This window comes from Pseudocitrobacter sp. 73, from assembly GCF_008369545.1.
In the GTDB taxonomy this organism is placed as follows: Bacteria; Pseudomonadota; Gammaproteobacteria; order Enterobacterales; family Enterobacteriaceae; genus Pseudocitrobacter; species Pseudocitrobacter vendiensis.
The window spans coordinates 47,779-61,711 of sequence record NZ_VTZO01000026.1 but is presented as its reverse complement, the minus strand read 5'-3'; the positions used below and the strand labels follow the sequence as shown (position 1 = coordinate 61,711).

Below are 13,933 nucleotides of genomic sequence, written 5' to 3'. Positions count from 1 at the left end.
GCTAATCAGACAACTCACAAAATGGGGCTAAATATTGGTAAAGTTCGCGCGACGGCCAATCGAACCCGGCGTAGTGTTGCACCGGCACTAACGGCATCAACGCATTGCAGATTAACACTTCATCTGCATCGGCTAACGCTTCCGGCAGCGCGACCACCTCAATCAGCGTGTAAGGCGATGCGGCAAGCTGCGCAATAATGTGCTGGCGCATGATCCCATTCACTCCCGCCTGATCAAGACGCGGTGTAAAAACATCCTGCCCCTTGCGCCAGAACAAGTTAGCCGCACAGCATTCCGTAACCCACCCTTCGCTGTCAAGAACCAGCGCCTCTTCAGCGTCCGTCTGCTCAAGATGAGAGCGGATCAACACCTGTTCCAGCCTGTTAAGGTGTTTCAGCCCGGCGAGATAGGGATTGCGCCCCAGGCGTACCGGGCTGAGTGCTAAAGTGATGCCTTCCTTGCGCCAGCGTGCGTAATGAGCAGGTGATGCGGACGTGGCAAGAATACGCGTAGCAGAGACACACGCCGCACCGCTGTAGCCTCTGCCGCCCGTGCCGCGGCTAATAATAACTTTCAGCACGCCCTGCTGTTGTTGGGCCGCCAGTTGGCACATTTCCTCTTGAAGGAGCGTCCAGTCATTGAAGACGATGCTTAAACGCTGGCAGGCAAGCTGTAAGCGCGCGAGGTGGGCAGAGAGTAAAGATATGCGCCCCTGCTGGATGCAGGCCGTTGTAAAACAGCCATCGCCAAACTGGGTAGCCCTGTCGTTGACCGCGAGGGTGTCCTGTTTCAGGCCGTTAATCAAGAACATAAGCCGCTCCTTTTCGGTGGGCGGATAGTGTCGCAGGATGAGTAGTACAGGACAAGCAGAGAAAACTGAAGATAAAAAAAGACCCGCAAAGCGGGCCTTCTTAAACGGTCTTTCTGTCAGCGAGCGGGCCCGCCGTCAGCGTTAGATCTTTTTGAAGATCAACGAACCGTTGGTGCCGCCGAAGCCGAAGGAGTTACACAGGGTGTATTCCATTCCGCTTACCTGACGGGCTTCGTGAGGAACGAAGTCCAGATCGCAACCTTCATCCGGGTTATCCAGGTTGATGGTTGGCGGGACAGCCTGATCGCGCAGCGCGAGGATGGAGTAGATTGATTCTACCGCTCCCGCCGCACCTAACAGGTGACCGGTCATGGATTTCGTGGAGCTCACCATTACGCGGCTGGCAGCATCGCCGAAGACAGATTTCACAGCCTGCGCTTCCGCTTTATCGCCCGCCGGCGTCGATGTACCGTGTGCGTTAACGTAGCCAATCTGACCCGGTTCAAGCGCTGCATCACGCAGTGCATTGACCATCGCCAGCGCAGCACCTGCACCGTCTTCCGGCGGTGACGTCATATGGTAAGCATCGCTGCTCATACCAAAGCCGACAACTTCAGCGTAGATTTTCGCGCCGCGTTTCTTCGCATGCTCGTACTCTTCAAGTACCACCATACCTGCACCGTCACCCAGCACGAAGCCATCACGCTCTTTATCCCACGGACGGCTCGCCGCCTGCGGGTTTTCGTTATGAGTAGAAAGTGCACGCGCTGCGCCAAAGCCACCCACGCCGAGCGGCGTACTGGCTTTTTCTGCGCCACCCGCCACCATCGCGTCTGCATCGCCATAAGCAATAATGCGAGCTGCATGGCCAATGTTATGTACGCCTGAAGTACAAGCCGTTGCGATAGAGATACTTGGCCCACGCAAACCAAACATGATGGTCAGATGACCGGCCACCATATTAACAATTGTGGATGGAACAAAGAACGGGCTGATCTTACGCGGTCCGCCTTTTACAAGCGAACTGTGGTTTTCTTCGATCAAGCCGAGACCACCGATACCGGAACCAATAGCGGCACCGATGCGGGTTGCGTTCTCTTCCGTCACTTCAAGGCCAGAATCCTGCATGGCCTGTACGCCAGCGACAATTCCATATTGAATGAAGGCATCCATCTTGCGCTGTTCTTTGCGCGAGATAATGTCATCACAGTTAAAATCCTTTACTAAGCCAGCAAATTTCGTTGCATAGGCGCTAGTATCGAAATGGTCGATCAGGCTGATGCCACTCTGACCGGCAAGGAGAGCTTTCCAGGTAGACTCTACGGTATTGCCGACAGGAGACAACATGCCCAGTCCGGTCACAACTACACGACGCTTAGACACGGTTGTCCTCCAGGGAGGGAATAAATAAGATTCGTTGGGAAAAAAAGATAAAACTCAGGCGGTCGAATGACCGCCTGGAGATGTTCACTTACGCCTGGTGGCCGTTGATGTAATCAATGGCAGCCTGAACGGTGGTGATTTTCTCAGCTTCTTCGTCCGGAATCTCAGTATCAAACTCTTCTTCCAGAGCCATTACCAGCTCAACGGTGTCAAGAGAATCTGCGCCCAGGTCTTCAACGAAGGAAGCGGAGTTCACAACTTCTTCCTGCTTAACGCCCAGCTGTTCGCCGATAATTTTCTTAACGCGTTCTTCGATAGTGCTCATACTCTTAAATTTCCTATCAAAACTCGCTTTCGCGATGGTTTTCGTAGTGTATAAAATGTTGAAAAATTTGCAACTAAATCCCGGCAGGTCTTACCACGATTTTACGTTATTTTGAGGCCATACCCCCCTATAACGCAAATCATTTTGCACTAATTATGCCCAGAACTACGTAGACTGCGCGCATCCTGAGCATTTTGTGCAAATCGCGGTCAGACCATGTACATCCCGCCGTTCACATGCAAAGTTTCACCCGTGATGTAAGCTGCTTCGTCGGATGCCAGGAATGCAACCGCGTTGGCGATTTCCTGTGCGCCGCCGAGGCGACCCGCAGGAACCTGCGCCAGGATACCCGCACGCTGGTCATCAGACAGCGCACGCGTCATGTCCGTTTCAATAAAGCCCGGAGCAACAACGTTCACCGTAATACCGCGAGACGCAATTTCACGCGCCAGCGACTTACTGAAACCGATCAGACCTGCTTTCGCCGCAGCGTAGTTAGCCTGACCAGCATTTCCCATGGTACCAACCACAGAACCGATAGTAATAATACGACCGTGACGCTTTTTCATCATAGCGCGCATTACTGCTTTTGACAGACGGAAAACTGATGAAAGATTGGTTTCGATGATATCGTCCCACTCATCGTCTTTCATGCGCATTAACAGGTTATCACGTGTAATCCCGGCATTATTGACCAGAATGTCCACTTCGCCAAATTCTGCGCGAATATTTTCCAGAACAGATTCGATAGATGCCGGGTCGGTCACATTCAACATCAGACCTTTACCGTTCGCACCCAGATACTCGCTAATCGCCTGCGCGCCGTTTTCACTGGTCGCAGTGCCGATCACTTTCGCGCCGCGAGCGACGAGAGTTTCAGCGATTGCGCGGCCAATACCGCGGCTTGCACCTGTTACCAGGGCAATTTTTCCTTCAAAGCTCATGCGTTCCTCTTTTATTGCGCAAGTGCCGCTGACAGGGCTTCCGGCTCGTTAATCGCCGATGCTGTCAGGGTATCTACAATACGTTTCGTCAGGCCGGTAAGCACTTTGCCCGGACCAACTTCATACAGGTGCTCTACACCTTTCGCCGCCATCAGTTCCACGCTCTTCGTCCACTGAACCGGGCTATACAGCTGGCGGATCAGCGCATCACGAATCGCGTCCGGCGCGGTTTCACACTGCACATCCACGTTGTTAATTACCGGGATCTGCGGTGCGTTAAACGTAATTTTTGCCAGCTCAACGGCCAGTTTATCCGCGGCAGGCTTCATCAGCGCACAGTGAGACGGTACGCTGACCGGCAGTGGCAGCGCACGTTTTGCACCAGCGGCTTTACAGGCTGCGCCTGCACGTTCAACGGCTTCTTTGTGACCAGCGATAACCACCTGGCCCGGTGAGTTAAAGTTCACCGGAGAAACCACCTGCCCTTCGGCAGACTCTTCACAGGCTTTGGCAATAGACGCGTCGTCCAGGCCAATGATCGCGGACATGCCACCGGTACCTGCCGGAACAGCTTCCTGCATAAACTTGCCGCGCAGTTCAACCAGACGAACCGCATCAGCGAAATCAATGACGCCAGCGCAAACCAGCGCAGAATATTCACCCAGGCTATGACCTGCCATCAGAACCGGCGCTTTACCGCCCTGCTGCTGCCACAAACGGTACAGCGCAACGGATGCGGTCAGCAGCGCAGGCTGTGTCTGCCAGGTTTTGTTCAGCTCTTCAGCCGGGCCCTGTTGGGTCAATGCCCACAGATCATAACCCAGTGCGTCAGACGCTTCACGGAAAGTCTCTTCAATAATTGGGTAAGTTGCCGCTAATTCAGACAACATCCCAACCGTTTGAGAACCCTGCCCAGGGAACACAAAAGCAAATTGCGTCATTTTTTTATCCTTATACTTAGAAACGAACCAGTGCAGAGCCCCAGGTGAACCCGCCACCAAAGGCTTCCAGCAGCACCAGCTGCCCGCGCTTAATACGACCATCGCGCACAGCTTCATCAAATGCGCACGGCACAGAGGCCGCAGAGGTATTGCCGTGGCGGTCCAGCGTCACCACAACGTTATCCATTGGCATACCGAGTTTTCTCGCCGTCGCGCTGATGATACGCAGGTTGGCCTGATGCGGCACTAACCAGTCGAGTTCAGCACGGTCAAGATTGTTGGCCGCCAGCGTCTCTTCAACGATGTGTGCCAGTTCAGTGACCGCAACCTTGAACACTTCGTTCCCGGCCATGGTCAGATAAATGGAATTTTCTGGATTAACGCGATCGGCATTAGGCAGCGTCAGCAGGTCGCCATAGCTTCCGTCTGCGTGCAGGTGGGTGGAGATGATGCCCTGTTCTTCGGACTGGCCAAGAACCACGGCGCCCGCACCGTCACCGAAAATAATGATCGTACCGCGATCGGTCGGATCGCAGGTACGTGCCAGCACATCGGAACCGATCACCAGCGCATTTTTCACTGCACCAGATTTTACGTACTGGTCAGCTACGCTCAGGGCATAGGTGAAACCCGCACAGGCCGCAGCGACGTCAAACGCCGGGCAGCCTTTGATGCCTAACATGCTCTGAATTTGGCAGGCAGCGCTGGGGAAAGCGTGCGTTGCAGAGGTGGTAGCAACAACGATCAAGCCGATATCATTTTTATCCACGCCCGCCATTTCCAGCGCGCGCTGAGCAGCTTCAAAGCCCATTGTTGCAACGGATTCATCCGGGCCTGCAATACGGCGTTCACGGATACCTGTGCGCGTGACAATCCACTCGTCAGTCGTATCCACCATTTTTTCCAGGTCGGCGTTCGTACGCACTTGCTTGGGCAGATAACTGCCGGTACCAATAATCTTCGTATACATGTACGCTCAATCTTATCCGGTAATATACCCATCAGCCTGGCACATCAGCACGTCGCCCGCTTACTTTGCGTCGCCGTCCTGCGGCTTAAAACCAGCCGGGTATAACAATTCCAGGCGAGCGGCAATCCGCTGAGGGACTTGTCGCTGCACCGCCTGCACTGCCTGTTCGATCGCCACGCAAAATGCGCGTTGATTCGCCGCACCATGACTCTTAATCACCGTGCCGCGTAATCCTAACAGACAGGCACCATTATACTGGTCGGGGTTGAGGTGACTGAATCGCCGGGTCAGACTTTTTTGTAACCAACGTTTTAATAAAATCAGCCACCACGCCGTTTTTTTCCCCTCGCCCTGCGATTTCAGCAGCGAAAGGAACATTCTGACAACCCCTTCCATGGTTTTTAGCGTGACGTTACCTGTAAACCCGTCACAAACCAAAACATCTGTTTTCCCCGTCAGCAATTCGTTCGCTTCCAGGTAGCCAATATAGTTCAGAGACGGCAATGTTTTTAGTTTCTGTGAAGCATCGCGAATGCTGTCCAGCCCTTTCGTCTCTTCTTCACCGATATTTAGCAGCGCCACGCGAGGGTTTTCAATGCCAACCACTTCTTCCGCGAGCACCGAGCCCATCACCGCAAACTGAACCAACATTGTGCTATCACAATCAACGTTAGCGCCCAGATCGAGCACCACCGTTTTCCCCTTCTGCTGATGCGGTAATACCGTCACCAGCGCCGGGCGCTCAATCCCCTGTAGCGGTTTGAGCAGTAATTTTGCCAGCCCCATCAGCGCACCGGTATTCCCGGCGCTAACACAGGCTTCGGCTCGCCCTTCTTTCACAAGCTCCAGCGCCACACGCATCGATGTTCCGCGACTGTTGCGGATGGCGTGCGAAGGCCGTGCATCACTGGCAATAACTGACTGGGCAGGGATAATCTGCAGACGAGAACGTGTCTCAAAATCAGCTTTGGCGAGTAATGGCGTAATGTCGTCGGGGTTACCGACCAGAAGAAGTGTGAGTTGCGAATAGGAATTCAGTGCCTGCAGTGCTGCAGGCACTGTCACGGTAGGGCCAAAATCTCCCCCCATGACATCTAACGCCAGGGTTAGATGTGTCAAGGTTATCGTCGCCGCTCGGTTTGGATGTTCCCTGTCGAAGCAGGGAACGCCTCACTAAGCTTCACCACGCTTGAACTCGTCGTCTTTCACGCTACAGGGGCGTTGGCTGCGTTCGCTCACCCCAATCGCATAGTTATCTATGCTCAGGGGATTCTCTCGCTTGCCGCCTTCCTGCAACGCGAAATCCTTAGAGTATCGCGTGATTACTTAGCGATAACCTTGCGACCGCGGTAGAAACCGTCGGCAGTGATGTGGTGACGCAGGTGGGATTCACCAGAAGTCTTGTCTACAGACAGGCTGGTAACTGCAGTCAGCGCGTCATGGGAACGACGCATGCCACGTTTGGAACGGGTTGGTTTGTTTTGTTGTACGGCCATGGACCTTACTCCTCAATTACTTACGCTTTAAGCTGGCTAATACGGCAAATGGGTTTGGCTTCTGCGCCTCTTCAGGCAATTCACCAAAGACCATGTCCGCCTCGGACACTTCACAGTGTTCAGAATCATGCACCGGAACCACTGGCAAGGCGAGGATGATTTCATCTTCAACCACCGCCAGCAGATCGATTTCACCGAATTCGTTAACCTCAATCGGCTCATACGCTTCCGGGAGTGCTTCAACCTGATCATCATTTTTGACCGGGCTGAAACAATACTTTGTGTAAACCTGATGAGTAAACGGTTGCCCGCAACGCTGACATTCCAGCGATACCGTCACCTTCGCATCACCGGCCAGAACCGCGAGGCGTTGGTTATCGATAGCGAAGGACATCTCGCATTCTACATCACTGTCTACACTGACTACGGACGCGGCGACGCGCTCCGCTTGATCGGGGGTATAGATACCCTGGTAATCAAGGCGTTTTTGAGCCGTACGAACCGGGTCGAGAGTCAGGGGTAATTTTACCTTTTGCATAGGGCGCGCATATTAACTTTGTAACGTCATAGAGTCAAAGAAAAAGGCAGCCTCAGGTTGCCTTTTGCCAATAATTCGCACACATTGCGGCGTGTAGTTTAAAATGTCGCAATCTAATTCGCCAGAGTTTACCTAAAAAATTATGCCTGAACTTATTTTAGCCTCCACATCGCCATACCGTCGCCTGCTGTTAGAGAAACTCGGCATCCCTTTCACCTGTGCCGCGCCGGAAGTCGATGAGCTGCCGCTGCCCGCCGAAACGCCGCGCCATCTGGTGCTACGTCTGGCACAGGCGAAAGCGCAGGCGCTGGCCGAGCGTTTTCCGCATCACCTGATTATTGGTTCTGACCAGGTTTGCGTGCTGGATGGCGAAATAACCGGCAAACCGCACACGGAAGAAAACGCGCGTAAACAATTAAAGAAAGCCAGTGGCAATATTGTGACCTTTTATACAGGCCTGGCGCTTTATAATTCTGTTAATGGTCAGTTACAAACTGAATGCGAACCTTTTGACGTCCATTTTCGTCACCTGACTGAGCAAGAAATAAACCATTACGTGCAGAAAGAGAGCCCGCTAAATTGTGCTGGCAGTTTCAAAAGCGAAGGGCTCGGCATCGCGCTGTTTGAACGCCTCGAAGGGCGCGACCCGAACACGCTGGTTGGGCTGCCGCTGATTGCGCTGTGCCAGATGCTGCGCCGGGAAGGGTTTAATCCGCTGATGAAATAGCACCGTGCTAAGGGCAGCCCCTGGCCGCCCTTAGCACGCTATTTCATGCTAACGCCATCAAGCTTGTGAACAGCATATTGCCACCGACAAACAATAAGACGCAGTAAACAATCCGCAAGAATGTTTCTTTATTGATTCGTTGCAGGAATGCCATCCCGAGGAAAAAGCCAATTGCCGCCATCGGGAAACCGATGGTAAGCGCGCTGCCCAGGTGCGCAGTAAATGCACCGTTGCGATACTGGTTGAAAGCATTCCAGGTGTTAAAAACGACCCAGACCATATTCATGGTGTTGCGGAACTTTTCTTTTTCCTTAACAGCCTCAATGGTATACACCGTAATCAGTGGGCCACCAATAGTGAATGCGCCGTGAACGACCCCACCCAGAATCAGGCAGCCGTAGCGAAAACACTGCTTCGCTTTGGTATCGGCTACGGTCGCCACTTCTGTCTTCTTGAAAATAAGCGGGTTAACAATGTGTTTGTAAATATTCATTACCGCAATGATTGTTACCATCGCACCGATGCATATTTTCGCGACATTCGGGCTTATCGTATAAAACAGATAGTTTCCGACAAGGATCCCCGGCACACACAATGCAACAATCTTCCCCAGATCTCGCCATGAGACATCCCGCCAGGTTCTGACGGCTAGAAAGTAGAGAAAGGGTAACGTTATTAATGTGCCATAAGGCACGCCTACGCTGGTTCCCAGTATGCCGTTTGTCACCGATGCCGCAATGACAGTGCAACCAAACCCTGTACAGCCCTGAACAAAGAACCCTACAATTTGCATCAGGCCGACGAGAATCAAATCTGTACTAAAACTCATTTTATCCTTCCTGGATATCAGGTAATCGATTCACCAGATACCTAACCAACCGGATATCTGGCCGACTATTTTTGCCGGAAATATCAGAAGTGCAGCTCAGTACGCTGAATCAAATCCTTCTGCAGCGGTTTGCCCAATTCGACAAAGTAAGCGCTGTATCCCGCCACCCGCACCAGCATGTCACGATACTCCTCCGGCTTTTTCTGTGCTGCGCGCATGGTGGCTGAGCTCATGATATTGAACTGTACATGCATCGCCTGTTTCGCGATGTATTCATCAATAAAGCTCACCAGCGTATCGCGGCCTTCAACACCTGCGACGGCCTCCTGCGGGAATCGCAAATTCATCAACGTGCCGTTGGTGGCAAGACTATGATCGACCTTAGTCAGTGAGTTGACGAGCGCCGTGGGGCCACAAATATCATGTGAGCCCCCATCGGTATGTACCGGGCCCATATTATCGGAGATAGGTTCGAATTTTTTGCGGCCGTCTACCGACGCATTAGTATTCAGCCCCATGGCCACATTGGCATTTACCGAATAGACCCCTGGGCTAAATTCCCCACCGCGTGAGGTTGGCCTACCGCTGATGTGGCGGCAGTAGCATTCGAACATATATTTGAAGAGGTTATCGGCGTAGTCCAGGTCATTGCCATAGTGTTGCACTTTTGCGCTATTCACTAATGCATACAGCTTTTCATGCCCAACCCAGTTGTCTTTCACCGCCTGCAATAGCTCAGCCCCGGAATAACGTTTTTCATCGAAAATCAGTTGCTTGATAGCGGCAAGGCTGTCAGCGCAGGTGGCCATACCCGCAGCCTGCGGGCCTATACCGTTATATTTCGCCCCGCCTTCGGTTAAGTCTTTACCGGTCGCCACGCAATCTTCATAGAAAGCAGAAACATAAGGTACTGGTTTGAGTTCACGATGAGCTTTATCGATAATGTTAAGGCTGCTGCACATTTGATCGGTCCAGTATTCAAACTGCTTATCAACGCTTTCCAGTACCTGCTCAAAGCTTTCATAGGTATCCAGACTTCCGGTATCCGGGCCTAACTGCTCGCCGGTGCTCAGGCTACGTCCACCATTCAGCACCATTTCCATCATTTTCGGCGTGTTTACATACGCCGCATCGTGCCAACCATATTCCTTACCCGGCAGGTCGATCTCAACACATCCCACAACACAGTATTCACGCGCTTCTTCCAGACTCATACCTTTGCGCATCATGCCTTTAATCGCTGGCGTGTCATTGAAAATTTTCGGGTGCCCATACCCTGCCCGGATGCATTCCACCGTTTTCACCTTCAGCTCGTAAGGCGTATTTTCATGCATACGTACGCACACCCAGGGATTCATCATTCGGGTATGCGCGGACCCTTCCAGTACTAACATCGTTAAATCATTTGTCGCATCTGTTCCGTCCTGCTTCACGCCACCGATTGTCAGGCTTTCACCACCAAATCCGCGCCCGTTGCGCACTGCAACGGTTCCCTTGTCTTTTAATTTGGTGGGGTTGTTCATCTTAACGAACTGGACTTCGAGTAGCTCAAGCGCGAAGGCTTTGCTGATAGTGTTATTTTTGATATCCGCGGCGTACCAGGGATAAAGCCATTGATCCATGCGCCCATAGGATATGGAGTGACCATTGCTTTCAATCTGAATCAATGATGTCGCAAAGTTAAAAAGCTGTAGAGCTTGCCAGAACGACTGGGGAGCACCACCTGCAATTTGCTGACAGTTGGCCGCCATCTCTTCCAGCTCTTTCTTACGCTGCGGATTTTTCTCTTTTACCGCATGATCTGTAGCAAGTTGGGCGTATCGGGCAATGTATTTTTTAGCGGCTTCAAGCTGGATGATCATCGCCTGATAGAAGTCACGCTTATCACCATAGTCCGGATCGCGTAGACTCAGCTTCGCCAGTCCATCCTGCGCGCTTGCGATCAAGCCGTCATAGCCCAGAGACATCAGGCGCCCGTAGTCAATCGCTAAATGACCTGCCCCAGCATAGTGGTAAAGGTTAGTCTGGAATATCTTCTCTCCGACTTCCGATCCCTTGATCTGATCTTTTTCAAGCCGGATATTGATTCGGTCGTCAACGGTTTTACCCTCCCAGTAGCGGCAAAGTTCAACGATTTCTTTGCGATCCTCTTCATTACGGATATAGAACTGATCGTTTGCACGCTCTTCAAAAGGGGAGTTGAGAATTTCATCGATAATCCAGTGAACCGAGAATTCTGGATAAATGGGTGACGCCTTGGCGGGTGCAGCAATCTCCCCCAGAATCAGATCATCCTCATAAATGTAAAGGGGCGTTTTGAGCAAAATATTTTCAAAGGCATAGGCACATTTTAATTTCGCAGTATCATTTTCGTGCTTTTTATAAGCTTCGGTAACCAACCGCAATCTCTCAACATCGATATCATAGGGCCTATCAAGAAAAGCCTGGCGGAGGCGATTAACACGTGGAAACGGTGACCAGTCTTCATGATGGACCTGATACCCTAAACTGTAAGTTTGATCATAGGGCTGAGTTCCGCAGGCCGATGTATGATTCTCTTTCATAACAAAAGTCCTCTACAAGATTAAAATGGATAAACTATTTTTCTTTTGTCCCCACCACGCAATGAATGCCGCGTTGGTTAAAATATTCAGCGATGCTATTAATATGCTTTTGAAATGTACGGCGGTTCAATTTCACGCCTTGCATAGGATAAGTAAGGCCCAAGGAGGCGTATTTCTCTTCACCTAATCGCATAAAGCTCAATAACTGTAAGGTGCGAATATTCCCACCGAGTTCATTGATAATAAAGTCGGCGGTGGCCGTGATATTTCCCTGGTCATCATTGACATTAGGTATCACAGGAATTCGCAAAATGATTTCACGCTTCTCTTGCGCCAGACGGCGCAAATTGTTCAGAATTTTGTCATTGGAAACCCGCGTATATCGTTTGTGAATAACGGGGTCCATATGCTTGATATCAGAAATAATCAGGTCGGTGTAGGGCAGAACATTTTGAATTTTCTTCCAGTCCAGGAACAATGAGGATTCAACACAGGTGTGAAAGCCTTCCGCTTTGCAGGCGGCCAGTAATCGGGCCACAAACTCGCTTTGTAGTAGCGGCTCGCCACCTGAAACTGTTACGCCACCACCTGAGCGTTCATAATATCCTTTGTCTCTGCGGATCTTTTCCATACACGCTTCGACAGAGAGGGGTTCACCCCACAATTTAAGCGTATCTGAAGGGCACGTTTCCTGGCATTTCAAGCAATTTGTGCACGCGTTTCTGTCTATCGCGCTGAGTTTCCCGCGCGTGAAAATCAAAGCGTCACTTTGTGGGCAAACCTCTTTACAACTGCCACAATGTTTCTCGCGTATACACTTAGTTTTATAGACGCCAATCTGTGGATATGGCATTAAACTTTCAGGATTGCTACACCATTCACAACGCAGCGGGCATCCTTTAAAGAATAACTCCGTTCGCATACCAGGGCCGTCATGGATGGTGAAGCGCTGAATATTAAAAATAACGCCATATTGAGACAACTGTTCCACTTCATGCTCCTGCTACACGATGCAAATGATACAGGCAAACATAAATTAATTATGCACACTTACGTCATCATTTGACCTGGATAATAAAGTTAGCGTAGCGCAGCAGCAATACACATTAAAGTGGTGACTATAACTATTTGAGTAGGGAACTCTCCCTATGCATTATAGATAACTTACTTATCCTCCAGCCATTTATAAAGCTGATAACGGCTATTGACACCACATTTGATATATATATTTTGTATGTGTTTTTTTACCGTGTGGTAGCTGATAATTAACTCATCCGCGATAGCCTGATAGGTTAAGCCATTATACATGAGGCGTGCTACCTTTAACTCCGCCTGCGTCAATGGAAGCGTGGAGTTATCATACGCCACACTCTTACCGCTATCTTTACGTGATATAGTAATCCAATGATAAACATCTACTATCCCGTTTGAATAAGTCTGTTGATACGTATATATCTTGAAAATATATTCTTTAATAATCCGGGTATGCACCCGATTGGTAGCGGCGCTATCGCCCTCATTGCCCAGCAAAAAAGGCAGCCAACTGCAAGAGTGCGAATGACCTATCTGTTCAGTCACTGACGTACCCAGAATGTCTTTGAGATAAGTTTTCGCCTGTTCATTACAACTCATAATATGTATAAAATCGTCAGTAACCAGATAAGCCCTTTCGCCTGATGTAATGATTTCATTCTGAATATTAGATACGATTTTTGCCTGTTCATGTTTTTTGAAATTTTTATAAGAATTGGCTATATAGATATAGATCTTGTTCAGAACAGCAAGCTCAGCATTCGTGAAGTCGCCCTCCTCTTTACTTTTGAAGAATGCGACCTGAATATAGGCATTAATACCAAAAGCCATGGTCACACTGTAATGCTGTTGAAAATTCTCTTCCAGAAAACGGACATAGCCCGAATACTCATAATCAACGGAGCGGATAATATCGGTAGATTTATAGACACGTGGTGCAACATTAAAATAGGTTAACTGATCGTTGACAGCATCCTGGTGAAGAACATGCCTGATAACATCATTCGAAACAAAATGATGGTAAGGATGCTCTTTGCTATCCAGACGAATACCTTGCCAGTTAACCCATGAAAGAAATTTACCCTGCGTATCAAAATAAGAGATAAGGATATGTTTAAAGCCAAAGTGACGCTCAAGAGAGTCGAGCAAAACGTTACTAAAGAATTCACGTGCGGAGATTTGTCGCTCTGACATTTCCGAAAAAAAATCCATTTGACCGAGACTCTCAACATCCATGCTCACTCTCCTTCGTGTGATATAAAACTATCTCAACCCGGTTTAACAAAAGAATTTTTACCTGGCAATTTTTTTCGATGATAAAAAGCTGAACATTTAACAGCGATCAAAATGCTCAGCCTTGATAACAAAAACAT

The 13,933-nt window shown here is 50.2% G+C and carries 14 protein-coding genes; 1 reads left to right on the top strand and 13 read right to left on the bottom strand.

The window, feature by feature from the left end; translation table 11 throughout:
* Position 1: 1 nt before the first annotated feature.
* From pabC to yceD, 9 genes are all read right to left on the bottom strand, one after another.
* On the bottom strand, positions 2–811 hold the full coding sequence (gene pabC, locus F0Q32_RS21870) for an aminodeoxychorismate lyase (protein WP_149464705.1): 810 nt from the start codon (positions 809–811) through the stop codon (positions 2–4).
* Positions 812–952: 141 nt separating this feature from the next.
* Positions 953–2,194 (bottom strand): beta-ketoacyl-ACP synthase II, encoded by a 1,242-nt coding sequence (gene fabF, locus F0Q32_RS21865; protein WP_149464704.1) that lies wholly within the window; start codon positions 2,192–2,194, stop codon positions 953–955.
* An 88-nt stretch (positions 2,195–2,282) separates the two neighbouring features.
* Complete coding sequence (acpP, locus tag F0Q32_RS21860) at positions 2,283–2,519, bottom strand: acyl carrier protein (RefSeq protein WP_003857954.1); 237 nt, start codon at positions 2,517–2,519, stop codon at positions 2,283–2,285.
* A 209-nt stretch (positions 2,520–2,728) separates the two neighbouring features.
* Positions 2,729–3,463 (bottom strand): 3-oxoacyl-ACP reductase FabG, encoded by a 735-nt coding sequence (gene fabG, locus F0Q32_RS21855; RefSeq protein ID WP_149464703.1) that lies wholly within the window; start codon positions 3,461–3,463, stop codon positions 2,729–2,731.
* An 11-nt stretch (positions 3,464–3,474) separates the two neighbouring features.
* Positions 3,475–4,404 (bottom strand): ACP S-malonyltransferase, encoded by a 930-nt coding sequence (gene fabD / locus F0Q32_RS21850; protein WP_149464702.1) that lies wholly within the window; start codon positions 4,402–4,404, stop codon positions 3,475–3,477.
* Positions 4,405–4,420: 16 nt separating this feature from the next.
* Positions 4,421–5,374: a beta-ketoacyl-ACP synthase III gene (locus F0Q32_RS21845; RefSeq protein ID WP_015964858.1), complete on the bottom strand. Its 954-nt coding sequence runs from the start codon at positions 5,372–5,374 to the stop codon at positions 4,421–4,423.
* Positions 5,375–5,434: 60 nt separating this feature from the next.
* On the bottom strand, positions 5,435–6,493 hold the full coding sequence (gene plsX / locus F0Q32_RS21840; protein ID WP_149464701.1) for a phosphate acyltransferase PlsX: 1,059 nt from the start codon (positions 6,491–6,493) through the stop codon (positions 5,435–5,437).
* A gap of 203 nt (positions 6,494–6,696) precedes the next feature.
* Positions 6,697–6,870, bottom strand: a complete 174-nt coding sequence (gene rpmF / locus F0Q32_RS21835; protein ID WP_002440227.1) for a 50S ribosomal protein L32 — start codon at positions 6,868–6,870, stop codon at positions 6,697–6,699.
* Positions 6,871–6,886: 16 nt separating this feature from the next.
* Positions 6,887–7,408: a 23S rRNA accumulation protein YceD gene (gene yceD / locus F0Q32_RS21830; protein WP_149464700.1), complete on the bottom strand. Its 522-nt coding sequence runs from the start codon at positions 7,406–7,408 to the stop codon at positions 6,887–6,889.
* A gap of 142 nt (positions 7,409–7,550) precedes the next feature.
* Between yceD and F0Q32_RS21825 the strand changes: the two genes are divergently transcribed.
* The gene (locus tag F0Q32_RS21825) at positions 7,551–8,135 is read left to right on the top strand and encodes a nucleoside triphosphate pyrophosphatase (RefSeq protein WP_149464699.1); all 585 of its coding nucleotides are present in this window, start codon (positions 7,551–7,553) and stop codon (positions 8,133–8,135) included.
* A gap of 43 nt (positions 8,136–8,178) precedes the next feature.
* Here F0Q32_RS21825 and F0Q32_RS21820 read toward each other — a convergent pair whose 3' ends face one another.
* From F0Q32_RS21820 to F0Q32_RS21805, 4 genes are all read right to left on the bottom strand, one after another.
* Positions 8,179–8,964 carry a sulfite exporter TauE/SafE family protein gene (locus F0Q32_RS21820; RefSeq protein ID WP_149464698.1) on the bottom strand — a complete coding sequence of 262 codons (786 nt, stop codon included), beginning with the start codon at positions 8,962–8,964 and terminating at the stop codon, positions 8,179–8,181.
* 83 nt (positions 8,965–9,047) lie between these two features.
* The gene (locus F0Q32_RS21815) at positions 9,048–11,528 is read right to left on the bottom strand and encodes a formate C-acetyltransferase/glycerol dehydratase family glycyl radical enzyme (protein ID WP_149464697.1); all 2,481 of its coding nucleotides are present in this window, start codon (positions 11,526–11,528) and stop codon (positions 9,048–9,050) included.
* A gap of 34 nt (positions 11,529–11,562) precedes the next feature.
* On the bottom strand, positions 11,563–12,519 hold the full coding sequence (locus F0Q32_RS21810; protein WP_255475685.1) for a glycyl-radical enzyme activating protein: 957 nt from the start codon (positions 12,517–12,519) through the stop codon (positions 11,563–11,565).
* A gap of 173 nt (positions 12,520–12,692) precedes the next feature.
* Complete coding sequence (locus tag F0Q32_RS21805; RefSeq protein WP_149464696.1) at positions 12,693–13,796, bottom strand: response regulator transcription factor; 1,104 nt, start codon at positions 13,794–13,796, stop codon at positions 12,693–12,695.
* Positions 13,797–13,933 lie beyond the last annotated feature (137 nt).

Bases quoted from the DNA above. Each gene is read 5' to 3' on its own strand.
- pabC (WP_149464705.1), bottom strand. From the start codon at position 811: ATGTTCTTGATTAACGGCCTGAAACAGGACACCCTCGCGGTCAACGAC.
- acpP (WP_003857954.1), bottom strand. From the start codon at position 2,519: ATGAGCACTATCGAAGAACGCGTTAAGAAAATTATCGGCGAACAGCTG.
- fabG (WP_149464703.1), bottom strand. From the start codon at position 3,463: ATGAGCTTTGAAGGAAAAATTGCCCTGGTAACAGGTGCAAGCCGCGGT.
- fabD (WP_149464702.1), bottom strand. From the start codon at position 4,404: ATGACGCAATTTGCTTTTGTGTTCCCTGGGCAGGGTTCTCAAACGGTT.
- F0Q32_RS21845 (WP_015964858.1), bottom strand. From the start codon at position 5,374: ATGTATACGAAGATTATTGGTACCGGCAGTTATCTGCCCAAGCAAGTG.
- rpmF (WP_002440227.1), bottom strand. From the start codon at position 6,870: ATGGCCGTACAACAAAACAAACCAACCCGTTCCAAACGTGGCATGCGT.
- yceD (WP_149464700.1), bottom strand. From the start codon at position 7,408: ATGCAAAAGGTAAAATTACCCCTGACTCTCGACCCGGTTCGTACGGCT.
- F0Q32_RS21825 (WP_149464699.1), top strand. From the start codon at position 7,551: ATGCCTGAACTTATTTTAGCCTCCACATCGCCATACCGTCGCCTGCTG.
- F0Q32_RS21820 (WP_149464698.1), bottom strand. From the start codon at position 8,964: ATGAGTTTTAGTACAGATTTGATTCTCGTCGGCCTGATGCAAATTGTA.
- F0Q32_RS21815 (WP_149464697.1), bottom strand. From the start codon at position 11,528: ATGAAAGAGAATCATACATCGGCCTGCGGAACTCAGCCCTATGATCAA.
- F0Q32_RS21805 (WP_149464696.1), bottom strand. From the start codon at position 13,796: ATGGATGTTGAGAGTCTCGGTCAAATGGATTTTTTTTCGGAAATGTCA.